The following is a 24,108-nucleotide window of genomic DNA, read 5'->3' on the forward strand; positions in this document are numbered from 1 at the left end:
TCAATATCATTTTTTAAAAAAATCCATAAAATAATGCCTTAAAATAAAATTCCTTCCAATCATGACAACAATAAAATCCCAATCATGACAACAATAAAATCAATGCAGAAAAACTTAAATATATAAAAAATCTGTCCTCCGAAAAAAGAGGATCACTCAATATGCTCTACAGCCTTGGATGACGGCTTAAAGAGAGCAATTTTTTTCATGGAATCCAGAGCACTCATGTTGTGCGATAGCATGCGTATTTGTTGTGTGATGTTTATATCCTTTCCAAGGCTGTTATTGCTCTTCTGCCGCTCTTGGCTATTATAGGAATGATAACTGTATAAATTGAGGATTTGCTTTTCTATAATTAAAGAATCAAATTCTTGTAGAAAGACGCTAAGCTATGCTAGCTCTTTTGATTTAATGTTTGAAAAGTGCTCTAAAAATCCATGTGGGATAACGAACAACAAAAAAACGATCCTGGACAGGACCCCGCTCTTGTAGTCAAACGCTTGCTGCCAGCTCGACGACAAATTTCTGTGCGTTGGCTTACAGGAACGGTTCTCACGGGAATCACCTCTTGCATTCTTATGGGTATTGCACTTTTTGCCGCCCTTGATGAACAGCAACGATTGGTAACACCTCCGCAATGGTTTACAGCAGAAAACCTTGCACAAACACAAGACCCTGATGCCAATGGATATAAAAGTGACCGTATTTCTCCCACCCATGCGCGTCAAAGCTTTGATAGTAAAAGACAATTTGAACTATCCATTCTGCAAAAAAAGGGAGATGAACAAGTCATTCAAACACAACATTTTGAATGGATTCGCATGGCTTTAGCCGAAAACCGCCCACATCAATATAATTATCCCAAGTTTGATGCTTTAAGCATGTTTGCGCGTGATTCGAAAATACAAACCTTCAAACTACAAGATTCCGGTCAGATTTACGGAGCGAAAGTGGAAACCAAAATAATCTTACGCAACCGTAATTTTATCATTGATCAAAGTAACTTTGATGGTGCGGATATCATGACGGATGATGAAGTACAGCAGGAATTAAAAAACGCGGGATTTTCTTTGGAAAAATCCAACGAACTTCTTTCCATTCTCACACTCATCGACCCTTTAAAACTAGACGATGTATCCTCACCTTCACCCTTTACAGAAGCTCCTGAGGTACGCATTGTTCAAGAAAATGTGACCATTTCCCCTCAAAGTCATCGCATTGATCTCACGAAAAATTATGCTGAAGATATTATTCCCATTCGTAAAAAGAAAAAAATAGCCGATGCTTTCAAAGAGACCGACTATACAAAGGAACAAATTGATCAGGTAGTAAGCACTTTAACCAAGTTTTACCATTCTGATATGCTGAAAGAAGGAAGCCTTTTACGCATTGGTATCGTTACACAAGCAGGAGAAGAAGATCATCTGGTGCGTGCAAGCATCTATCAAGGAATGTATCATGTTCTCACCATTGCCCTGAATGATAAAGGGCGCTTTGTTGAAAGTACAGAGCCCCAAATGTCGACCGCACTTAAAACGGCTTTTCAAAATGGTATCCCACATTCTTATGTCAGTACAGCACAATTACCGACAGCTTATGATGCCCTCTATAGTGCTTTATTGAGCCATAATATATCACAATCTCTCTCTCAGCATCTCATCCGTCTGCTTGCTACCAATATTGATATGAAAAGCCGGATAACACCAACTGATCAGATTGAAATATTTTATGCCTTGCCACAACAAAACGATAAAGAAACCAAAAACGGCCAAAAGAATCAAAAAACAAAAGGATTGTCTCCAAACGTAGACCCTGAAATTCGTTATATCAGTGCGACTATCGGCAATACGACTTATCAATATTACCGTTATCAATCAAAAGACGGAACTGTCGATTACTATGATTCAGAGGGAAAAAGCTCCAAACCTTTCTTGCTCCGCAAACCCACTCCAAATGGCGTTTTTGGTTCCCCCTTTGGACCACGCAAACATCCTATTTTAGGCTATGTTCGTATGCATACAGGTGTTGATTGGGTTGCACCAAAAGGATCGCCCATTATTGCTGTAGGAGATGGCATTGTCACAAGAATGGGCGTAACTGGCGGTTATGGAAACCATACAGAAATTCAACATAGCAATGGATATATCAGCAGTTATTCACACCAAAGCCGTTATGCCCCAGATATCAAACCAGGCGTTAAAGTACGACAAGGGCAAGTTATTGGCTATGTCGGAACAACAGGGATGGCAACGGGCCCCCATTGTCATTTTGAAATCATTGTCAACGGTGTAAAAGTCGATCCCATGCGCATTCGTATACCTGATAGTAAAGCTTTAACCAGTCAAGACTTACAAGCATTCTTGCGCGAAAAACACAATATTGATTCTTTGTTAAACAGCCCAACACCACCACCAGAAGACGCTTCTTAAACCACATATAAAATGGACAACCCAAAAAGTTTTTAACCTTTCTGCAAACAAAAATCCTAAGCTTATAAAAGCAAAAAGCATAAAATCTTCAGTGTTTATTGTTCTCTCAAGCTTTACACAAAACGCACATTATGGATCTGAAATAATGCGCCATCTTTGCAGAAGATTGCATCTGACTGCGTTAAAAAAAGCAGCGATAACATCTCTTATCTTGGCTTTTTGGATCCGGTGGTTGGGCTAAATATAGAGTACAAGACGACGGAGCTGTTTTAACATTCCGCTGGTATAATCCATATATTGGTTGCCCTGAATACTTTGCTACCTCGAGCAAAAGAAAATATTATTTTGAACGAAGGGTGGAAGAAGGTAAGAATGCGAGAGTAATTTGGTACGTAAGAAGAAAAGAGCTAGTGAAAAATTATTCTGTCGTCATAGCAGCTGATCCGCAAGCTTGGCGCTTAGAATCTGGTGATCCTAATGCAAATAGCAATAGAGAACCATGGTTAAAAGCCAATAGAAAAGTTGCAAATGCAATAGAATCAAACACCGCTACATTTTATATAGTCAACGGCGACTTAACTGAATTTGGTCGGGAACAAACCTATCAAGACTATACAGATATATATAAAAGCATTGCTTATCCTATCTATGAAGGACTAGGCAATCACGATTACTATAATAATGTTAATGATTGTACAATACCGATATCAAATCTTTCAAAGGATGCATGTGCAGTGAGTGCTGTTAAAAGAATGATCCGAGAAATCAATAAATATAGCCGTGCTTTACCTAGATTTAATAAAGATGTCATTTCTCGTAGGCTCATTCACCCTGATGTAACGCGTCATATGATAACTGGGAGTTTAAGTTATTCGTGGGATTATGGGGATATTCACTATGTGCAGCTTCACAATTATCCAACTTATACAGCTAATTTATATAACGGTGAGACTCAGGTAAAAATAACAAAAGCGTTGAAATGGTTGAAAAAAGATTGAGCAGCTGCTGATAGAAGGGGAAAAGTTACAATTCTCAACTTCCACGATGCTCGTCCGTATTTTAACGACAATGATTCGCATTTTCTTCATCCCAAAAATGCGAAAGATCTCGCTGCCTTTAAATCAATCATTACCTCTCATAATGTTAAAGCAATCTTTGTAGGACACGAGCATCAGCAAATCTCTTGCCGTGCACAAGATGATAAAGTCTTCGGCAATATCCCTGTATACACAGCAGGAGCACTCTTCAATGGGGACTACTATCTCGTTGAAGTGCAAGGAAAAGACATGTACGTTAAAGCGTATAATGGAAGAACAGGGCAACCAGCTTTGGTCAAAGATTTAGGCAAAATTGGAGCCCACCAATCATTGATGAGGAGTTGTAGTAATTTATAAGGGCATTTTTGCGCTTCACTTTGACAAAGGTGTTTTTTTAACATCCCCTTGTTAAGAGGAGGGTGGCGCCTCTTTTGCATCATTCGACTCTTTTGAATCATTCATACTGAGTTTGGGTAAAGGAATGACAATTTTTGTCCCTCCCAAAGCAGAAGTTTCGAAAAGTGGTTTTTCACCAAACTGCATACAAAGCTGTTCAACAACCAAACGACCAAGACCTGCTTTTTGCGCCGCACTTTGGCTCTTCATACCCACCCCATCATCTTCCACAATCAACATTAATTGCCCATCTTGTTGAGGACCAAAGGAGACATAAATATGACCAGCACGCTGATCAGGAAAAGCATGTTTGAAAGAATTGGTGAGCAATTCACCAAGAATAATTCCAAGCGTTGTCGCATCTCTTGAAGACAGTCGACAATCTTTAAAACTCGTGTGAACGGTAATATTTTCGCGCAATTCAAAAGGCACTGCCAATTCAACATCATGCACCACCGAACTGAGAAATTCTGCCAATAAAGTTGTTTCCATATCATCACTCAAACGCAAACGGCGGTGGGCTGTAGATATTGTCTGGATACGATCCCGTGCTGCTCCAAGAACAGAACGCACTTCTTCATTTTTGCTCCGATTTAACTGTAGCCCAAGCAAAGAAGACACCGTACCAAGAGAGTTTCCAATACGATGACTTGCATCTTGCAACAACATTTCAACCCGTTGACGTTCTTTTTCGGCGTGATTGCGTGCCCTTTCCAATTCCTGTGTCCGTTCTTTCACACGTGCTTCAAGCGCTCTATTTTCACTATGAAGCAGCAATTGATACATCTTTAAGGAGCGCACATCTCGATGAAACCGATTAATGACAAAATAGGCAGAAATAAAAGTACTGACGACAGAAAGTATCGCTGCCAATGTTAAAGCAGCCCGCATAAGCGCTATACCTTCACGCTGTTTTTGTCGCACCGCATCATCCCCATTGAGAAAGCTTGTCATCAATTGTGCGAGACGTGCCACTTGGATCTTGGGGACTTCTAAAGAGACAGAAGGTTGAGAAGATTGATCAGGAAGCACATCCACGGCATGCATATGGGCATTCATAAAAGCTTTGCGTGCTTCAACCTCTTTTTTAAAAGCAGTAAACCATTCATACCATTGTGGATGATCATAAACAATAAGCGCGGTATAATCGAGAATATCATCAATCTCACGTGCGGCATTTTCAAAGTGTGCTTTGTCTTCTGCCTTTCGGGTTTTTGCATAGCTACGGTCAGCAACAGCCATATCGATCAAACCAATGAGCACCAAATCAGCCTGTTCACGCAATTCTGAACTGGTATTCAACTGTGCAACTTCTCGATCAACGGCATTTGAGAGCAGCATAATAAAGACTGAAGCCAAGAGAGCCATAATCAGAGAAACAACAATTGCACCCCAACGCCAGCTTGATATGCTTGAATCAGAAGAAGGATTATGAGAAAACAAATTCGTCTTTGTTGTCATAGAATTTCCATTGGCGAACCTGAAAATTGTCATTTTTCAGCACAAAGGAAAACGCCCTTATGGAATATAACACAAAAAGCCCGCTGGATAGTTTCACACAGGCTTTCCTCACTTTTCCCTAAGGAGTCACGCTAAACACTCTGAATTTCCTCAGATGCTGACTTTTACTTTAATAGCTATAACGGGAATAAAAAAAACAAGGCTATTGACCATAATTATTATGCTTTTTTAGCCGTTAAATGAACACAATGTGCTTCCAGCAGAATGCGCATCGGGACCGTAATCAGATTCACCATTGACTTTAAGAAGTTCCTGTAAGCGATTGCGTGCTCTACTCACACGGCTTTTAATTGTCCCCACAGCACAACCACAAATAGCTGCAGCGTCTTCATAAGAAAAACCAGAGGCTCCAATGAGAATAATGGCTTCTCTTTGATCAGCAGAGAGCATATTTAAGGCTTTTTTGAAGTCTTGCAAATCGAGTGATCCATATTGAGCAGGATGAACCGCTACATTTTGGGTAAATATGCCATCAGTGTCTTGAACTTCCCTTCCTCTTTTGCGCATTTGGCTATAGAACTCATTACGCAAAATCGTAAAAAGCCAAGCTTTTAGATTGGTCCCCATTTCAAAACTGTCTTGCTTTGCCCATGCCTTCATAACGGTATCTTGGACCAAGTCCTCCGCTTTATCGTGTCTTCCACTTAAAGAAAGTGCAAAAGCCCGCAACGCTGGCAATACAGAAAGGAGTTCCTGTTTAAAATTTTTCACGCCCTCTGCCATAGTGGATTCAAGCCTTTTCTACATGATTTAAGCGAAATTGTTCTGCGCGCTCCAACCTGTCTAAAAGCTCCAGCAAACGCACCGGCAGGGCTTCTTCTTGAATTTCCATGTAAAATTGGCGTAACTTCCGTGCTATTTCGCAATTGACCCCGAGAAGATCATCCCCGCGCGTGAAATGATGTGTGAGATTTTTTTCATCACGGTCGTTCATTTTTTATCCCCCTAATCCATATAATATCAGTAGCACCGAGAAGAATTTTTCGCTCCATGGTTGTAAATATGGTTGTATGCAAAAAGTTCCATATGAGGAGAGGAACTTTTTCATTTCTTGAGAATTTAAATCAACAAAGTGCTTCAAAGGTCAAAGGAGTTATGAACATGTCATTATCAACGCGTATAGCACCGCATCTTCCTTATCTTCGGCGTTTTGCCCGCTCTGTGACAGGCAGCCAATCATCCGGTGATGCTTATGTGTCAGCGATGTTGGAGGCGCTTATTGCAGATATTTCCATTTTTCCCAAAACATCCAGTGATCGCATTGGTACCTATTGGCTGTTTTGTCATCTTTTTGACCAAACCACCCCTAATATCCCTGAACCGCTTCCACAATTTGGCCTTGAACAAAAAACCAATGCCAAATTATCGTATCTTACTCCTCGTGCACGCCAAGCATTTTTATTGATTGCGGTTGAAGGATTTAATGAACAAGAAGCCCGTGAAGTCATGGATCTTGACGCGAAAGCGTTTCGCACGCTGCTGAGCCAAGCCTCGACAGATATTTCTCAACAAATTGCTACAGAAGTTATGATTATTGAAGACGAACCTCTCATTGCACTGGACATTGAACAAATGGTAGAAAGCCTAGGTCATCAGGTGGTAGGAATAGCGCGCACCCGTGATGAGGCTGTCATCATGTATCATAAGAAAAAGCCGCGGTTGATTTTAGCGGATATTCAATTGGCCGATAACAGTTCAGGCATTGATGCGGTCAATGACATTTTGCAAAATGACCGAATTCCTGTGATTTTTATCACGGCTTTTCCTGAAAGATTATTAACCGGAGAACGCCCAGAGCCGACTTTTTTAGTCACCAAACCCTTTAATCCTGATATGGTGAAAGCGCTTATTTCACAGGCTTTATTTTTTCAAGAGAATGCCTCTAAAGCCGCCTAAAACAGACTAACATTTTCATCATGATCGTTACGCCCATTCCAAAGCCCCCTATGGATAAATCCCATCTTAGCGCTCTCATGCAAGCGATCCGTGGTGCAGATATTTTTGTTTTATACCAAACAACAAATCTGGTTTATTTATGGGCTGAAAACCTTCCACAGCATTTACATAATAAATGGCGGGTAGGATGTCGTGACAGTGATTTTTTTTCGCTTGATCTTGCAGACAATATGGAAACAATCAAATTGCAAGTTTTAGCCACCGGAAAAATGCAAACCATTGAAGCCCGGTTTGAAGATATGGCCAAACAAGCCATGTGGTACAAATTTTCTATTGATTGCCACTACAATGATCATGGAGACATTATTGGTATTATCACTACTGGTGTTGATATTTCAGGCTTACGTCGACGTGAGCAAGTGCTGAAAATACTCCTTCGGGAAGTGAGTCACCGTTCTAAAAATCTTCTCGCCATCATTCAAAGTATTGCCAGCCAAACGGCACGCTATACTGAATCCCTTCAGGTTTTCTTACGCAAATTTCAAGGACGCCTTCACTCTCTTTCTCACTCTCAAGATCTCATCACCGATTCCGATTGGCGTGGTGCCCAATTTCGCGAATTGGTACAAACGCAAGCTTTAGGCTATTTGATGAAAGAGACAGAACGTTTTTCACTTGAAGGTATAGATCCTTATCTTTTTCCCAATGCCGCTTTACATATTGGTTTGGCTTTTCATGAATTGATTGTGAATTCTCTTTCTTTCGGCGCCTTATCCCAAGAAAAGGGCAGTATTTGTGTAGGCTGTGAACTCCACACAAAAATAAATGGAAAAATGCAACTTCTCATCACTTGGAATGAACGTTTTGAAGCGCAAACACTTCTTGATAATAAGAAGCAAGGCTGTTTTGGCAGTACTGTCTTAGAAAAGATTGTCCCTGTTTCGGTGAATGGTTCAGCTTCTTTAAAATTAACAGAGACAGGGATTGTTTATTGCTTGTGTGTTCCTGATACATATTTTGATACTTTTTTTTAAAAACTTTTAAAAAAGCGATTACCAGACTACAAAATGGGAAAGCCAAAGACGGATGTTATTATTCTCCTACACTTCCCTATCCAGCACAAAGATATTTTTCTGCACAACACCTTTTTGAGCATTTAGCCTATAATTGAGTTTTCCGGAACCTCACCGGAACCTAAAACCTTTAAAAACGTTTGTTCATAAAGAAAACGCCTAAAAGCTGACATATCAGATTTTATACTGTCAGCCTCTTATTTGGAAAATATTTTATGAATACCCTGGTTTTTCTTCTTCTCTTGGTTTCGTGTACGGATGATTTTAACAGCTGCTATTCTAACAAAACAATGGTCGAAACCTACCAAACAGCGCAAGAATGTGAACAGGCTATGATACCGTCCACAAAGAAATTTGCTTCTTATGGACAACAAATCTTTGCCCAATGCACAAGCATACGGGCCAACTTACAGCAACAAGAAGTCAAGTTGATCTGGTCTGTAACGAATCGAGGCAATTTTCTGCTTAAAAGCAAAAATATCGATGATAAAACGCCTGAAGAGTATGAAACGAATATTTTACCTTCATCCTTTCCTCTTAATCTTTCTTCCACCAACCTCTTGCATAAAACGCCTTAAAAGCATAAACCCATCGGGCTTTAAGAAAATAACGGAAAAGAGTATAGCATGATGGATAAGAAACAGATTCAGACCTCAAAAGACCATCGCGCAGAGCAAGATATCCATCCTCAAGACCAAGCTTTAGACCCAGCGGTGGAACGGGTGAGAAAAAAGCTTATGCGTTTAATGATTATTTCTATTTCAATAACGCTTATTCTTATTCTTGCTGTATTCTTTGGCGTTATCTATAAAATTATAGCGACGGATTCAACTTCCCAAAAAACACAGCCTCTTTTTGTTCAAAGCATCACTCAAGAAACTGTTCACCACACACTCTCCTTACCGGAAAAGACGCAGATTTTGTCGCAAAGTCTCTCAGATCACAATATTGTGCTGAAAATCTTAACACCAGAAGGACAGACAAAATTTATGATTTATAATTATTATACCGGTACACTGATTGCTGTCCTCTCTGTTGAAACAACAGAAGGGGCATCCGCTTCTCCCTCTCGTTAAACAAGCAACAGTTTTCATAAACGCTTGAATATCGCTCTTTGGTTTAAACATTTTCCTCTGCCAAAGCTGTTACCACCCGACGACGTGGTTTTTTCTGTATTTCTTCTGTTAAGAGAGGAAAAGTTGCCTCTTTTCCTGTCGACGCATCACCATTTTGAGAACTGTCCAGCGCTTCCCAGCGAAGTTTCAAAATCGGCAAGTGCAAGAGAGATTCCGTCTTGAACAACAGAACACCTTAAGGCAATAAGATCTTTCACAAACGCTTAAATAGCGCTCTATTGCTCTTCGGTTTAAACATTTTTCTCTGTTGAAGTTATGACCACTCAATGTCAAAATATTAATTTATAATGATAATTTATCTTTTTGCATGTCAAATGAGTCCCCCGAATATTGTAAGGTTCTCTCATTGCAAGCCTACTTATGTTGAATCAAATAAAATCATTTATTTGTATGTTATAAGCAGGGTTGTCGTATGGGTAAAAAAGAGAGAAGAAAGGCGTAAAAATGCCTGTAATGTATCGTCTCAATACCAAGGGCTGTCGCAACAGGGATTTTGCAACATTGGGGGCGGTAAAAAACATGATGGGGCCGGTTTGTACCTTGATAAGCGTAAAGATGGTGGTGGTTCGTGGATTTTACGCTCTACTATCCACGGGCGGCATTGTGAAATGGGCTTAGGTGCACTGAGAGATATCTCTTTACAGGCAACGTACGATACTGCCTTTTCTTTTTGATATTTCCATCGTCACCAAAGGTTTTGATAAAGTTTACTTTTCCATAGAAAGACAGAGAAAGGCTGTTTTCAACAGAAGCGCCAAGTTTTTTGGCGCTTCTGTTTATAGGATAGAGGATGCTTGTTTTTACAGCCCCATATTCAATTTACAGCTCTGTTTTAAGATTTACAGTCGGAGCCTGAGCTACCAGGGTTTGAGCTACCGGAGCTTGCCCCACCGGAGCATGAGCCACTTTATCTTAAAGTTGATAGTTTTATCTTAAGACTGCTCGCCTTGGTTTAAAACTGATAGCGGATACCTCCTGAAAAGCTTGCTCCGGAGATGCCGGTTTTTTGTAGCTTTTGTTGGTAACTAACATCACCATGAAGGGACAAATTATGTGAAAGTTGCGCATTGATGCCAAGCCCACCTTCAAGAGCAGATCCCATAGGATCAAGGTCAAAGTTATCGCCAATTGTGATGTTTCCATCGTCACCAAAGGTTTTGATAAAGTTTACCTTCCCATAGAAAGACAGAGGATGGTTGTTTTCAGTGGCAATGCTTTTTGTGAAACGTCCCCCAACACGGATTAACCATTGCGAAGGGTTGTTCATATCAATGGTTAGATCATTGGCATCATTAATGGGTTTAAACATCAAATGTTGGTAGGCAAGTTGTGCTTGTGGTTCAAGCTCTATTCCTGCCATTCCTGTCGCAAATTTTTTACCAACGGTGGCAGAAGCACTCAAGGTTGTGGTATCCTTCAATTTCGCGGTGCTTTTGATAAGAGCCGTGGCGATATCTCCGTTTAGCATGCCATAGGATGCTAAGAGATCGACATACAAGCCATTGTTATGTTCTAGACTACCGTAAGCTGTGAGCGCCCATTTGTTGAGTGTGCTCTTATCAGCCCCCTCCATCTGTTTTGGGGTGAAGGAGATTTGCCCATAGGTGCCTATAAGACCAAAATGCGTGGTAATGTTTTGGCTTTCTATTTCTAGCAAAGAAGCCCCTGCTTGTGCGGCCGCATAGCGAATATCGGCGCCATAACCATATTTGAGAGGACCGCGTTGGGAAGCTAAGGTTGCAGTGCTGCCATAGGGTGAAAAGAAGAAAGAATAATTCTGTGTTGTGCGTATGTCAGCTAACAGTGCACTTTGTTTAGCAATGTCGGTAAAGCCCGCATAGAAGAGAGCATTGGGCATCACGATATAGCTTGCTGCTTGCGGTACAAGGGCAGCTATGCCACCACCGGAACCTGAACCACCGGAACCTGAACCACCGGAGCCTGAGCCACCAGAACCTGAGCCACCAGAACCTGAACCACCGGAACCTGAACCACCGGAGCCAGAGCCACCAGAACCTGAACCACCGGAACCTGAACCACCGGAGCCAGATTCAAGAAATGCCTTATGCAAACGGAAATCCCAGAAGTTTTTATCTTGTTCATCAAACAGGCTTTGTTCAATATCGGCTTTACCATGGGTTGAGGTTGGACCATAGGCGGTGAGTATGTATTTATAAGGCAGCCCTCCTAATGTGGTATAGCCATTTTCTAATTTGAAGGAATCTTCTCCTGCTTTTCCAGAGACTTGGATAAGGGAAATGCCTCCTGTATTTGAGGGATCAGTATTCGTTCCTTTTTTATCTCCTAAGTCGCTTTTGACATACACTGTTGTTGTGCCTGATACATCACCATGAATGAGCAGCCTGTCGGTTTTTTGATCAGCACTTGCATTGCCATCACTCCATGCCATGTTAAAGCCAATCTTGGCATCACCAGAGGCATTGTAAACCGCTGTGGTCTCAGGTTTACCAGATCCTATGTGCAAGGTATGATAACGTTCTTCTACTGGTCCTTGAAAAACAATGGAGCTGTTGTTGAGATTAAGCACAGAAACATCGGAACGTGATCTTGGAACAATATCAAGCGGATTGCCATCACTATCTTTTTCTTTTGTACTGGTTTTTACGAACCATTTTGTACCATTTTTAAGATCAAGAACGGTTTTTGCATCTCGTGAAACGTCTGCTCTCCCTTCCAGAAGAGAGTGATCCGCAGCCAATGTAAACATGTTAGGTTTTTTATAAACTGCTGAGAGCATTATTCCTTTTAATAAAACATCGGCGTGGATTTCTGAGTTATTGAGGTTAATTTTAGAGCCAACTGACCGATTTATATTAAGACCAATTCCATCTTCAACAAAAAGCTTTGTATTGGTTAAATTGGCACTGCTGTTGCATAATACGTTTTCTCCGAAAAAACAGTCGAGATTTATACCGATTTCTTTTGCTGTTGCAAAAACATCTGTTGCACTAATTATTGAAGATGGGGCTATCACACTAAAAGCAGTGTTTGCAGTTACTTTCCCTCCTGTCATCTGGACAGAATGATCACCGCCGTAAAGCCAAATTCCATCATCAATAGCATTAATTTCAACATCCTCAAGAGAAATAGAGCCGCCATAAACCTTTACTCCCTGTTCACTATCTTTAATTGAGCCACCTATCATTATTACTTGAGATTTTTTTCCGTCCACGTTTATACCGGAGCTCATGCCTTCAATAGTTGTATTCTTTAGAGTAACTCTAGCAGAGATGACGTTTAATCCATAAGCACTTTTACCATGAGTTTTATCAGAATTTCCATAAATGTGCACGTTTTTCACGTTAATATTATTACCGCCTACGTCGCCTTCTTCATCGCCCTCTACAGTGATAATTGTAGCCACATTACAAACCTCAATGGAACCGCCGTTCATATTGAATGTAGCATCAGAGGATACGTTTATTACGCGCATTATGTCACGAGCTCGGAGTGTAGATGCAGTTACAGTTATATCAACATTGTTCAGTTCAAGGGTACTATTGTTATCTACGCGTACTAAATCTATTTCAGCAAACTCATCTTTTTTATTGGATTCTTTATAAATCGATCCATCGGTTATTTTTATCTTTCCACCATTACTTGCCCAAATAAAGGGAATATCTTTCAAAGTAGGGAGAATTTCAGCTGTGTCTTTAATGGTTGTTTTATTCCCTGTTAATTCGATTATGCTGCCAGAGCCATTGCTTACTATTGAAGATTCATTTGCGGCACTTCTTTTCTCTAATGTTACATCCGTGCCATAGATTTTTCCACCATTTAGCGCGTGAAGCTGTTGATAGGTTGTTCCTGAAATTGGGGTTTTTACTTCTCCACTATCCGCTGTGAGGGTTTCAGTTGCTTGTACGTTGAGATGCGTACCAAACAGCACAATTGCTGCAACAGCTGTGCAGGATAAAAGGGTTTTTTTAGACATTATGCTTTCCTAACTTATAGCCCCCCACTGTTTTCCTCGCTCAAATAAATTAGTAGAAGAATAACAATGGATATTTGAAATATTAACTACACTTAATGAATTTATTTTAATTTGTCAAATTGAGTATTAATACTATATTATAAGAGTGGTATTTAATACATAAAATACATTAAGTATAAAATATATTAAATAAATATTATAATTTTATAAATACGTGTTTATAATTTGTTAGCTTTAAAAGGCTTTTTTTGTAATAATGAGAATGCATCTTCAGATAACATGGCATGACATAATACTTAAATTGTATTTAACTTTTCTTGCAATTTGATATTTTATCAAATTGAGGGATAGAGAGTATCTTCAGCACTGTTGCTGGTGTTGTTGCGTTCTTTATCACAAGGTTCTCAAGTCTGTCTGGTTTTGCTCTTTTCAGGTGTTGAGGGGCAATAGAGCGCATCACGCTTGTTCTCCTATCGGTGATCTTTTCAATAGACCAACGTTTCCTCCGTTTTCCATAACTGCCTGTTTTCTGATAAGCGCTTGATATCTTGATGGCATTTGTTTGTTGCATCTAGAGAGAGGATAGGCTTCATAAAGAGGTAGTAGGGTTCATTTCCCTATGAAGAGGAGAGGAGCTCTTTGCAAGATAGGGGGCTTCTGAGGATAGATTGTCGCTTTTAGAGGAAGGCGCTGTTGTGAAAACAATGATCAATAAGATAATCATTCAAATATTTGCAGCTGTTTTTCTCAGGAAAGTGTTTTTGGGAAGAAAAAAAATAGGTTTTATGAATTAAAAGGCAGCGTATGGTGGGGCCAACTTGCACCTTGATAAATGTCAAGATGGTGGTGCTCAATGGCTTTACCGTTATACCATACATAGACGCCATCATTGAAATGTCGACACGATTTCTCTGTATTTCTTCCGTTAAAAGAGGAAAAGAGGCAACTTTTCCTTTCGACGCATCACCATTTTGAGAATTGTCCAGCGCTTCCCAGCAAAGTTTCAAAATCGGCAAGTGCAAGAGAGATTCCGTCTTGAACGACAGAACACCTTAAGGCAATAAGACCTTTCACAAACGCTTAAATAGCGTTCTTCGGTTTAAACATTTTCCTCTGCCGAAGATGCTACTACCCGACGCCGGCGCGGTTTTCTCTGTATCTCTTCACCCAAGACAGGAAAAGAAGCAACCTCTTCTGACGATGCATCACCATTTTGCGACGCATCACCATTTTGCGAAGTTTCTGATGCTGCCTTTGAAATTTCAAAACCAGGAAGCTCAAGGGGGGCTTTTTCTTGGGTGCGCACAGTGCGTCGACGTGAAGAGCGACGTGTTTTTTTGATAAGTTCAAAACTTTCCTCAGCAGCGCATTGCTCTTGATCACTTTCCTCATCTAACAAAGCAGACGCCTCTAAGGCCTCTCCCTGCGTGCATCCATTTTGTGCCTTCGTGTGTTGACCACGACCATTTTCTTGCGCCCGTATTTGTGACATATCTGTTGTCTGGAAGGCATCCGTATCGCAACTGACAGTGTCTTTCCTCTCACCCTCAGTGTTTATTTCCCCGTATTCTTGCTCATTATTTTCATCACGGCTCTCATCACGTTTGGCAGATTGGGCGTTTTGGCCAACCGCTGCGAGAATAATACGCAAGTAATGCTCCGCATGTTGGAGATAATTCTCTGACATAACACGATCACCTGCCCCCTGAGCATCGCGCGCAAGACTGATGTATTTATCAGCAATTTGCTGCGCATTTCCACGAATCTTAACGTCTGGACCGCTACTTTCATAATTTCGAGACAACGGGTTAGGTCCGCGACGATTGTTATTATTATTGTTATTACCATTATTGTTATTATTGCGACCGCGTACCCGTCTATTTTGTTGTGGCCTCATCTTTATCCCTTTTTTTGGAGTATGTGTGTCTTAATTGACTCTTCTTCATTGCATTATTTTCTGATAATGCTGGTCATGTTTAAAATACGGTTATCAGACCATCCGCGTTTTATTTTACTTAAATGATACCTACTGATATTTGATAAAAACATATATTTTTTGAAAATTACAAAAACAGCAGGGAAACCGTAAATTTAAAATTCCCTATTCCTCTGTTAACCAGCAAAAACTCAGTAATGTTCATATAAAATGCCAAGTATTAAAATGCCAAGTATTTTTTTTAAATAGACCATATTTTATTAAAAAAATAACTATCTTGTGGAAAAACGAAAAAAGAACATGCACACAAATACCCTTGGCAAAACAATAAATCACATCAGAGAATAAAGAGAAACTCTTTTTTCGCTTTAAAATGACCGATTGATTCTAAAAACGCCGATATTCCCTGCCCCACACAGCACTTAACTCACAAGCACTTACGCCCCCACAAGTCATTGCATGAACGTATTCATACTTCATGATATAGTCTTTTTTTTGCATTAAAGCAAGACCTTTATGAACAATAATCCACTCTCTCTTCACAAATCTCTCATTTTTTATAAAGTGTTGAACAGGAAGCACACTTCAAACCCTTTGATGATCAGCAGCACAATCTTCTTGTCAAAGCGAGCCAATTGTCCAACAGCATTTTATTTAAAAATTGTCAGATATATGGCTTTTATTGCAAACAAGGCAAACTCCCACCAAACTCCTACAAGGGATATCTTTACTGACGGCTTCAACCCCACCACAATGGATTTTAGAAAAGGGGTGGATTTTAGAAAAGGAATCTCCTTTCAAGAGTGAGAAGCTCACCAACTTTTGAGCAGAAAACCTCAGATAATTCACCTTTCTCACAATCAAACAGCTTCATACCAAAAATTTCTCTAAAAACTCCATTTCCGGTAGCTGCAAAGGAAAGCTACCGGAAAGCCATGGAGCGATGACAAAGGACAAAATGATGGATTTCACTACAAAGAAATGCAGAAAATACAAAAAGCTCTCTGTCACCTAACACGCATTACAACGCATGTTAGAATAGTTTCATTCACCATAATAATACGACATTTTTATGGTTTATCTTGATAACATCTCTCACGTGAAGCATGTACATACTTCATCATAAAAAAATAAATGATTTTTCTACTTTTGCGCCTCAAGAAAAAGTATGGTTGTCACCTTTCTTTTCTCTCTTAGACGACACCTCTAAAGATGACAAACAACACTCAAAGTTTGTTTTTGTATTTTTATGAACTTTGTAATATTCTCAAATTCTTGAATAAGAAGAAGCTTTCATCACACTTTCATCGTCATTTCTGCTCTTGTCATGAAATATTCTTACAAAACAGCATAACCCTTACAAAATACGCGATAATTTCAAAGTTAAACTTTTGTATTTTTCATCCATTGCGCAGGATATTAAATTTTCTTGTCAAAGCTTAGAAGTGATTACGCACTTGACTTTTTTCACGCTCTTTTTCGTTGAGAAGGCAATCCCGTAGGAGAAAATAATTTCCATCCCCTGGCCGTACTATTTTCACACATTGTTTCTTTGCAGTATAAGAAACTGTATCCCACATTTCACGAATAGTAAAATAGGCTTCGCTTTCCAAGTTAATACAACGCTGATATATTTCCTTCTTCATATCGGGCATCACTGAGGCAGAAATTTCCTTGCAATAGACGCGCAGATCAAAGACCGGAATAGTCAATGCAACAGGGGCTTGTTGTATGAATTGTTTTTGAGAAGAAAAAGAGCCAATCATTTTTACCACGCCAAAACACAACGCTAAAAAACAAAAAAGGAACAGACAAATCAACATAGTCTTGCGACATATTTTTTTGAAATAAGCATTTTGCCGCGCGCGGATTCTTTTTTCCATAAAGACTCTATCCTTTAGCGTCTTACGATAAGCTTTTTATAGCAAAAGTGAGAGAAGCATCAATGTCTAAAAGCATATTACAGCACCAAACGCTCCATTTTATATCAAACACTTTAGCGCACCAAGCAACCCCTGCCCCACATATTCCGTTACAACCCCACATCTTCCGTCAAAAATTGACATATTTACCATGCATTTACACAAAAGAAAACAGAAATGACACTGTCTTTCCCCTCTCTATAAATATGCCTTACATCACCATCCTCAAGAACACTCTATTTTACGCGCCCTGAGAATAAAACGCTCTATAACTTTTATAAAGGTCAATGCCCCACAAACAAATCGCAAAAGACTCCTAATCCCAGATTATGACAAAAAGACACCACAGCGTGCTTATTGCTTAAAGCCCCCTCACGCATCTGTTCAATCATTTTCTCAAATTGTGCTAACTTTCTGCAACGAAGGATTTCCGCTTTGCTTTTGGTTCATCCCTTTTTGAAACATTGCCATTTTTTACCTCGGCAAAAGAGGTTCCCCTTATGCGCTAATAACCATAACCGCTACCTCATGACATGCATGCAATCTTATGAAATTTACCAATGAAAACCTTCTCACGGATAAGCGCAAGCTCTTTTAAAAAAAATCGTATTTTTAAAACTTAATACCTTCTCCAGACACTATAAAATCAGACCTGATGGGCTGCTTAGCAACGAAATCTACAGATAAACTGGTAGATAAACCGGCATGATGGCTTTCCATATGTCCAACGCTCTCTATTTTGAGATCTTCATGCTCTATAGCATTCTTTTCACCACTTTGTTTGGTGTTTTTGTTGAGATTCTCAAGATCTCTCATCACTGTTTTCAATTGTTGTTCTAAAGTATCAATGCGCTGCGACAGTTGCGTGATATTTTTGCTTTGTTTTTTGTCAAAGCGCTCGATGTCTTGATAGTTTTGTTTCAACAATGCATTCAAAGGAGCATGCCCCATTCGTCCACTGGCATAAAGAACCACCCGAATATGTTCAGGATCATCAATATCAGAGATAGAAAAAGGAAAGAGTGCCATTATATGCCCTCATATTGGTTACAGAATAAATAATGCATGCTAGCAGCGCATTTGGATGCGCTGATACGGGGCAGGTTTTATGCCATAAGGCAATATCGGTAGGTTTTTAAAATGTCTTCTTATTGACGAGAAGAGAAAAAACAATGAAAAAATTTTTGGGAAAGTTTTTCTAACAACGCACGCAGTATCTTAAAGCATTTGATGAAACAACGCTTGAAGCGTTTTTTTTAAGCTCTGCAAAATTGCATATTCACGTTTTAATAGCATACGTAACTTTAGCAAATAAAGCATTTAAGTGAGCATTCTCCCCACCTAATATATCAAAATACAGACTAGCAGAACGTGATTCACGAAAATCAGGAACTTTGAATGTCCCGTCATCATCTCCTTTCCCCCATAGATAACCAACTGCATGAAAGAGGTCAGGATATTCCTTTTCCCAATAGGCTTTACCATCACACACAAGCCAACCTTCAGGTACGGTTTTCATAGAAAAAAGTGCAAGACAACCCGACGGTACGCTACTAGAAATTCTGTTGGTAGGATTTGTTAAAAACCAGCCATCGGCGTTTTTTCCCGCAATATCACAGGTATAGACCAACTCATAAAGCCCTCCCTTTTGGATCTCCCCCCCTTTTAAAGGCACGATACCCTCTGAGGTTATCTTATAAACGGGTCGCGTAGGTAATTTGTTTAACGCAACATTTGTGGTTCCTTGATTCACTCCTTGTGCTTTAAAACGCACAACAATCCCATTCATATAAGACTCAAAAGGAGATTTCGTGGTCAAACGAAGAGAGGTTCTTTTATTATCCTCATCAACAGTAAATTCTGTTTCAATTCCTCCTCCATTATCAAAGAGATATTCTTTGATACGTTGCATCATAGCGCGCGCACTATCATTAACTGAACTTGGAGGTTGTCCTTCTGCCCAATTTATATCTTCATCGGCAGAAGCATTTTCCAATGCTAACAATGACCAATCATAAATCGAACTCATAGAACATATCCTTTTTGCAAAAAGCGCAGACGGGCAAAAAGCGAAGAAAAGAAAGCAGCGATTTTCTTTTTAGGCGTTGGTATTTTTTCCATTTGAAAGCCAAGTTTATGATAATCCACATGCAAGAATTTTGTTTTTGCATTGATAAAAACGGCATCGGGGTTCAAATGCAGCACGTCTTGAGCAAGAACGCCCCGATAGCGTTGCGGATTTCCTTTATAATTAAAGAGATAAAGCGGATAGCCATTTTTCTCACCCACGAGGGTGATATTTTCTTTAGCTCTCACATCACAAAGCCCTAAAATTCCGCCCACCAATCCCAGCACTTGCTGAGCATCGCGTAATGGATCTTTTGTAACAGAAGGCATGGTTGTTGAATTTCCTGATTTTGTTCCGTAATTTCCAGCGGCTTGTGTTCCCACACCCAACAATTGCGCCAACCTGTTCCAACCTTGATTGTCTTGTTCGGTCCATTTTTGGCGTTCTGCATCCAAAGCATTTTGACGGTTTAAATCTTGGACCATCCCGCCCTTCAAAGCATTCGCTTGTGCATTGCTTTGCCCTTGATAGTAGCTGTTAGCGGCATTCACTTGGTCACGCAAAGAGCGGTCAATCATCTGATTGGCATTCATCATATTATTGACATCTTGATTATACTGTTGCGCAGTCGCATTTGTAGCCAAAGCGCCGAGTTCATCGGCGAGCACGCCGGTATGTGCACCAGAGCCATAGCGCCCCGCTCCAGACATCGATTGATTAATGGCATCAGAGGTTTTGCTCAAAGCATTTTGCAAGGCAGCATTAAATTTACTATTGCCTCCAATCCAATCCCCCTTTGCCATATTGAGAAGATTTGTAGCGCTTTGCGTTGGTGCATTAAACCATTGTGTCAAAGCAGGATTGTTATATTGACGCGCAGCACCTTCTAAACCAGTGAGGGCATTTTTTGTCATATCGCTAAGCCCAGCGGTACGCTCCCCCTGATAAACATTGCCTCCGATACCTTTATTATAAAGGTCAAGCGCTTGCGCACTGGCTTTTTTAAAGATATCTGCAGCCCAAGCGGGTGGTGCATTTGTTTGTGTTGTTGTTTGCACTTGAGGTGTTGTTTTTTTTCTCATGGGACCAAAGCCTTTCTATAATGAATAAGATTACGAGAATATCCGTGACGCGCGAGCATTTTCGCCCATCCAATTCTTCCCAACAGATGCAATTCCTCCGCATGGATTGAGCGCGCCCATTGTTCAACCTTCTCAATCAATGGCACCAATGTGAGCCCTCCCTCTCCGGCAAGATCTGAAAGGATAACGCGTTTTTTGCCCCTTTGGGTTTTTTCAATTTTAGTGAGTGCAAAAGCACTAAATTGGGTTTGTTCTTTTAAGACAAGCCACAATTGTGCTTGCCCTGTAGCAAATTCTTCAGCAATTGTTGCCAAACAGATTTCATCGGGAAAGCGTTGCGCATATTTATTGAGCGCGGCATTGAGTGCCTCTTGATAAGGTGCGATTTTTTCCCATGACCATTGCTCTGTGAGATGAGCAGAATAAAGATTTTGCCCGCCCTGTTGCCCTGTCATAATTTTGCCCCCTTCTCTTAAGCCCCCCTAATGATCCCCTCGTGATCCCCCAATGCCCCCCCCAATGATCCATGACAGATCCCAAGACAGAGGAAAACTTTTGGCACACAAAACATGCTTATCATGTTACTTTTTAAGTGAGCAGATCACCAAATGCCTATGACACATGCACCCTATGACCCATGATATTGATGGCGCATGCCCCCATATTTTCTCTTTAAAGAGGCATCTCACAAGCAGGCTTTTTCACGACAGATGCCTCCCCACATGCTCTTGTAGCATGCATTAAAATATGTGTTAGAGCCTGTTCTTCACTACAGGCACGCGCTACCACACACTCCTTCATCGACGACAAGCACCCTTCACCGCACTTCATCACAGTCACACGCTAAAGCACGCTTTACCGCATATATCCTTCACTACAGGCACGCGCTACCACGCACTCCTTCATCGACGACAAGCACCCCTCACCGTACTTCATCACAGTCACACGCTAAAGCACGCGTTACCGCACACTCCTTCATCGACGACAAGCACCCTTCACCGTACTTCATCACACTCACACGCTAAAGCACGTGTTAACGCATATATCCCTCATTATAGGCACGCGTTAACGCATATATCTTTCATTATAGGCATGCGTTAACGCATGCCGGCAGGCTTCAATTCCACATCGAATCCCGTCACATGGGACCAATTCATCCCTTCTGGAATGCGCAATTTAAAGCGATAAAATCGCGCCCTTGCACGAGAATGAATTTGCCCCGTATTGTGAGAAGGTTTTTTTTCCGGTAACCAAACCGTTTCCTCTTCCAGTGATTGACGCAACCGCATTCCCACAGACAAAGAGAACTCAGCGCTATTGACCTGAGGCATAATATTTTTAACCCGCGTAATCATCCCATTTGTTTCCCCCATCTCTTGTGAGGTCACCACACACGCCATAGGGGGACCAGAAAACGAACCAAGTCTTCCCTGATGATCAAATGCACCAAGAATAGGCGCTTCATTTTTCCAAGCTTTACTGTCGAGAGAAAAGGATAAATCATCAATATTTTGTGAAATCCGATCCAATGCTTCCAAAGTGGTTCCAGCGAGGAAAATAGGCAAAACCATTTTGAGATCTACAGCCGCTTTGGTCCATTTTTGCAAACCCCAATCATAAATAAGCAAGATGTGTTTGTGGACAGTATCATCATCGGTATCAATCATCCAATAGACGCGATTATACACTCCATCAATAGCAGCAGAAAGCGTGTAGAGATTATTACTGTTTGACTTTGCCGTCATGGTTCGATCAACTTTTTCAAAGCCAATGGGGATAATCTGTCCCTCATTGGTCATCTGATAAAATCCACCCTCATCGGCAAAGAAGGCAAGATCCCCTCGACAAACGATCGATTCAGCATTTTTCGCGCCACGTTTATCGTGTATTTTTTGAAAACTGAAGATAATTTTAGAGCCAGGGATAAAGGAGCCAGCATAGATTGCAGAACGCATAAAGATGATAGGGTTTGTTGTTTCGGTTGCCCCTTGGACGAATCCGCCATCGGGAAAATCTTGATAATCGCAGCTTTTTTTTCCAACGGTCCAACATTCGGCATCATTTAACCCCGACCAATGCACACGTCTTGGATATTCCGTTAATTTCATCAGACAAACGAAATCCCCCCACACCCGTACGATACCCGCTCGTGGTGGATTTCCGCCTAAATTTCTAAATTTTTTGTCATGATTAATATCGATTACTTGCGGTTTATCATTCGCATTGACAGCAATGACATAATCGCCAAACAAAGCAAAAGACCAAGGCGCATCGACATTAGCACAATAGGGTTTTCCCCTCTGGCTTATATCCTGCCAGCGCAGTGTTGTGTTGTTGAGAAGATAGATTTTTTGTGCTGTCCCGACAACAATAGACACCCCATTTTTTGTTTTAACAGCAAGAGCCCCTAAGATGCGATCAGGACAAGGCTCTGAGAGCGGTTGAAAACTTGGCATAGGGATATAGGAGCCATCGGCCGGCAACACATTGATAAGCTCATCAGTAAAGATACCATTGATATCCGCAACATCAGGCCGATAATCAGCAATTGGAAAAAAAGCCATTTAAAATCTCATGAAAAGAATATTTTAAAAACCTTGGAGCGATGTTTCAAACCGCAAAGGTTTATGTTGTTTTAAGCAAAAGGGCTCCTCAAACGGGAAAGAGCTCTTTAAAAAAGCAGAAAGTTCAAGCGATAGAGAGCAGAGAAAACACTCTTAGGCATGGAGCAAGATTTTCAACTGTCTTCTTTCAACGCCAACCACCAACGCTCTCCTCAAATGGAGAAAAAAGAGCTCTTTAAAATCGCATTGGCAGAATATTTGCCGCCCCTTTTCGCCGCGATGTTTCAAACCGCAAAGCTTGCAGCTGTTCTTGAAAATCACTGAAAGAAACAGCAGCATATTCAGGATCTTTCAGGATATTTTTGTAGAGCTCATATTTTGCCCGTGCTTTAATGAGATCAAAGGCATGGGTAAACCAAGGATTATCACCCTCACGCACGCTTTCCTCCGCCAAACGAGCAGGCGCGTAAAAAACGCGTACGGTCTCCACCTGTATGGGTGTTGGAAAGAGCCCTATTTTTTGCTCACAATAGGTATAAAAAAGCGGTGTTCCCTGTGGTGTTCCCTGTGGTGTTCCCAGCGGTGTTCCCAGCGGTGTTCCCTGTGGTATTTCTTGTAATATTCCCTGGGGTATTCCCTGTGGAGATAGTTGTGGAGATTGCAACCCATATTGTTTTTGCAAGTCTTGCACAGGTTTAAAGACCAATTGTGACGCCAAGGTTATTCCCTGAGATGCTCCCAGAGGTGTTTCATGGGTTCCCAACAAGACAGCTTTCACATCTCTTTCTGATTCAAGAAAAATCCCCTCTTCTTGCCCATACCATGTTTTACCCCGTTGCGTTTTAAACCTCACCTCTCTTTTTTCATTAAAAAAGAACGGTTCTCGTTCACACAAACGCAAAGCGGTCAAAATGGAATCTTGAATTTGCGTGGTATATTCAGCCGTTGTATCATCAATTTCATCCTGAATAAGCGCAACCATGCGCGAAAAACTTTGCGAGGTGTCCAAGGGTGTGAGATGAAGATCATTGGCATCAGTGGATGGAACGGTCATAAGCAATCATAATCCTTTGAGATGAGAAGCATGCTTTTA

At 40.7% G+C, this 24,108-nt stretch carries 22 protein-coding genes and 1 pseudogene; 7 read left to right on the top strand and 16 right to left on the bottom strand.

Annotation, left to right across the window (positions count from 1 at the left end; translation table 11 throughout):
- Positions 1-437: 437 nt before the first annotated feature.
- Positions 438-2,429, top strand: coding sequence for a M23 family metallopeptidase (locus J7R12_RS07230; protein WP_126603831.1), 1,992 nt, complete (start codon positions 438-440; stop codon positions 2,427-2,429).
- A gap of 356 nt (positions 2,430-2,785) precedes the next feature.
- A pseudogene (locus J7R12_RS07235) lies at positions 2,786-3,823 on the top strand (metallophosphoesterase).
- Positions 3,824-3,874: 51 nt separating this feature from the next.
- On the opposite strand, the gene J7R12_RS07240 reads toward J7R12_RS07235, so the two are convergent.
- The 3 genes from J7R12_RS07240 to J7R12_RS07250 all read right to left on the bottom strand — a co-directional run bounded on the left by J7R12_RS07240 (position 3,875) and on the right by J7R12_RS07250 (position 6,317).
- A complete protein-coding gene (locus J7R12_RS07240; protein ID WP_126603832.1) occupies positions 3,875-5,323 on the bottom strand; it encodes a sensor histidine kinase in 1,449 nt (482 codons plus the stop codon).
- Between the two features lie 228 nt (positions 5,324-5,551).
- Positions 5,552-6,106, bottom strand: a complete 555-nt coding sequence (locus J7R12_RS07245; protein WP_126603833.1) for an RNA polymerase sigma factor — start codon at positions 6,104-6,106, stop codon at positions 5,552-5,554.
- Positions 6,107-6,113: 7 nt separating this feature from the next.
- Positions 6,114-6,317 carry a NepR family anti-sigma factor gene (locus J7R12_RS07250; protein WP_126603834.1) on the bottom strand — a complete coding sequence of 68 codons (204 nt, stop codon included), beginning with the start codon at positions 6,315-6,317 and terminating at the stop codon, positions 6,114-6,116.
- 167 nt (positions 6,318-6,484) lie between these two features.
- On the opposite strand from J7R12_RS07250, the gene J7R12_RS07255 reads away from it, so the two are divergent.
- The 4 genes from J7R12_RS07255 to J7R12_RS07270 all read left to right on the top strand — a co-directional run bounded on the left by J7R12_RS07255 (position 6,485) and on the right by J7R12_RS07270 (position 9,428).
- Positions 6,485-7,279 (top strand): response regulator, encoded by a 795-nt coding sequence (locus tag J7R12_RS07255; protein ID WP_126603835.1) that lies wholly within the window; start codon positions 6,485-6,487, stop codon positions 7,277-7,279.
- Positions 7,280-7,299: 20 nt separating this feature from the next.
- The gene (locus J7R12_RS07260; RefSeq protein WP_126603836.1) at positions 7,300-8,313 is read left to right on the top strand and encodes a sensor histidine kinase; all 1,014 of its coding nucleotides are present in this window, start codon (positions 7,300-7,302) and stop codon (positions 8,311-8,313) included.
- Positions 8,314-8,567: 254 nt separating this feature from the next.
- Entirely contained in the window at positions 8,568-8,930 is a 363-nt protein-coding gene (locus J7R12_RS07265) for a hypothetical protein (protein WP_126603837.1), read from the top strand.
- Positions 8,931-8,978: 48 nt separating this feature from the next.
- Positions 8,979-9,428: a hypothetical protein gene (locus J7R12_RS07270; protein ID WP_004866371.1), complete on the top strand. Its 450-nt coding sequence runs from the start codon at positions 8,979-8,981 to the stop codon at positions 9,426-9,428.
- A 43-nt stretch (positions 9,429-9,471) separates the two neighbouring features.
- Here the strand turns inward: J7R12_RS07270 and J7R12_RS07275 are convergent, their stop codons facing one another.
- Entirely contained in the window at positions 9,472-9,633 is a 162-nt protein-coding gene (locus tag J7R12_RS07275; RefSeq protein WP_164713736.1) for a hypothetical protein, read from the bottom strand.
- A gap of 241 nt (positions 9,634-9,874) precedes the next feature.
- Between J7R12_RS07275 and J7R12_RS09210 the strand changes: the two genes are divergently transcribed.
- Positions 9,875-10,162 (top strand): Arm DNA-binding domain-containing protein, encoded by a 288-nt coding sequence (locus tag J7R12_RS09210; protein ID WP_234924854.1) that lies wholly within the window; start codon positions 9,875-9,877, stop codon positions 10,160-10,162.
- Positions 10,163-10,440: 278 nt separating this feature from the next.
- Here the strand turns inward: J7R12_RS09210 and J7R12_RS07285 are convergent, their stop codons facing one another.
- The 12 genes from J7R12_RS07285 to J7R12_RS07335 form a co-directional block, all read right to left on the bottom strand.
- Positions 10,441-13,443 carry an autotransporter outer membrane beta-barrel domain-containing protein gene (locus J7R12_RS07285; RefSeq protein ID WP_164713737.1) on the bottom strand — a complete coding sequence of 1,001 codons (3,003 nt, stop codon included), beginning with the start codon at positions 13,441-13,443 and terminating at the stop codon, positions 10,441-10,443.
- Between the two features lie 307 nt (positions 13,444-13,750).
- Positions 13,751-14,014 (bottom strand): hypothetical protein, encoded by a 264-nt coding sequence (locus J7R12_RS07290; protein WP_126603838.1) that lies wholly within the window; start codon positions 14,012-14,014, stop codon positions 13,751-13,753.
- A gap of 106 nt (positions 14,015-14,120) precedes the next feature.
- Positions 14,121-14,465 carry a hypothetical protein gene (locus J7R12_RS07295; protein WP_126603839.1) on the bottom strand — a complete coding sequence of 115 codons (345 nt, stop codon included), beginning with the start codon at positions 14,463-14,465 and terminating at the stop codon, positions 14,121-14,123.
- A 77-nt stretch (positions 14,466-14,542) separates the two neighbouring features.
- Entirely contained in the window at positions 14,543-15,340 is a 798-nt protein-coding gene (locus J7R12_RS07300) for a DUF4167 domain-containing protein (RefSeq protein WP_126603840.1), read from the bottom strand.
- A 1,478-nt stretch (positions 15,341-16,818) separates the two neighbouring features.
- Entirely contained in the window at positions 16,819-17,262 is a 444-nt protein-coding gene (locus J7R12_RS07305; protein ID WP_126603841.1) for a hypothetical protein, read from the bottom strand.
- Between the two features lie 651 nt (positions 17,263-17,913).
- Complete coding sequence (locus J7R12_RS07310) at positions 17,914-18,330, bottom strand: hypothetical protein (RefSeq protein WP_126603842.1); 417 nt, start codon at positions 18,328-18,330, stop codon at positions 17,914-17,916.
- A 250-nt stretch (positions 18,331-18,580) separates the two neighbouring features.
- Entirely contained in the window at positions 18,581-19,330 is a 750-nt protein-coding gene (locus J7R12_RS07315) for a phage tail protein (RefSeq protein ID WP_126603843.1), read from the bottom strand.
- Positions 19,327-20,451: a tail fiber domain-containing protein gene (locus J7R12_RS07320; RefSeq protein WP_126603844.1), complete on the bottom strand. Its 1,125-nt coding sequence runs from the start codon at positions 20,449-20,451 to the stop codon at positions 19,327-19,329. Before J7R12_RS07320 ends, J7R12_RS07315 begins: the two co-directional genes overlap by 4 nt.
- Complete coding sequence (locus tag J7R12_RS07325; RefSeq protein WP_126603845.1) at positions 20,448-20,906, bottom strand: hypothetical protein; 459 nt, start codon at positions 20,904-20,906, stop codon at positions 20,448-20,450. The genes J7R12_RS07320 and J7R12_RS07325 overlap by 4 nt, the downstream gene beginning before the upstream one ends.
- 217 nt (positions 20,907-21,123) lie before the next feature.
- Positions 21,124-21,252, bottom strand: a complete 129-nt coding sequence (locus tag J7R12_RS09150) for a hypothetical protein (RefSeq protein ID WP_268825461.1) — start codon at positions 21,250-21,252, stop codon at positions 21,124-21,126.
- 296 nt (positions 21,253-21,548) lie between these two features.
- The gene (locus J7R12_RS07330; RefSeq protein ID WP_126603846.1) at positions 21,549-23,015 is read right to left on the bottom strand and encodes a hypothetical protein; all 1,467 of its coding nucleotides are present in this window, start codon (positions 23,013-23,015) and stop codon (positions 21,549-21,551) included.
- Between the two features lie 235 nt (positions 23,016-23,250).
- The gene (locus tag J7R12_RS07335; protein WP_126603847.1) at positions 23,251-24,069 is read right to left on the bottom strand and encodes a hypothetical protein; all 819 of its coding nucleotides are present in this window, start codon (positions 24,067-24,069) and stop codon (positions 23,251-23,253) included.
- Between the last annotated feature and the right edge of the window lie 39 nt (positions 24,070-24,108).

The sequence above is a fragment of the Bartonella vinsonii subsp. vinsonii genome (assembly GCF_902825235.1).
Classification (GTDB): domain Bacteria; phylum Pseudomonadota; class Alphaproteobacteria; order Rhizobiales; family Rhizobiaceae; genus Bartonella; species Bartonella vinsonii.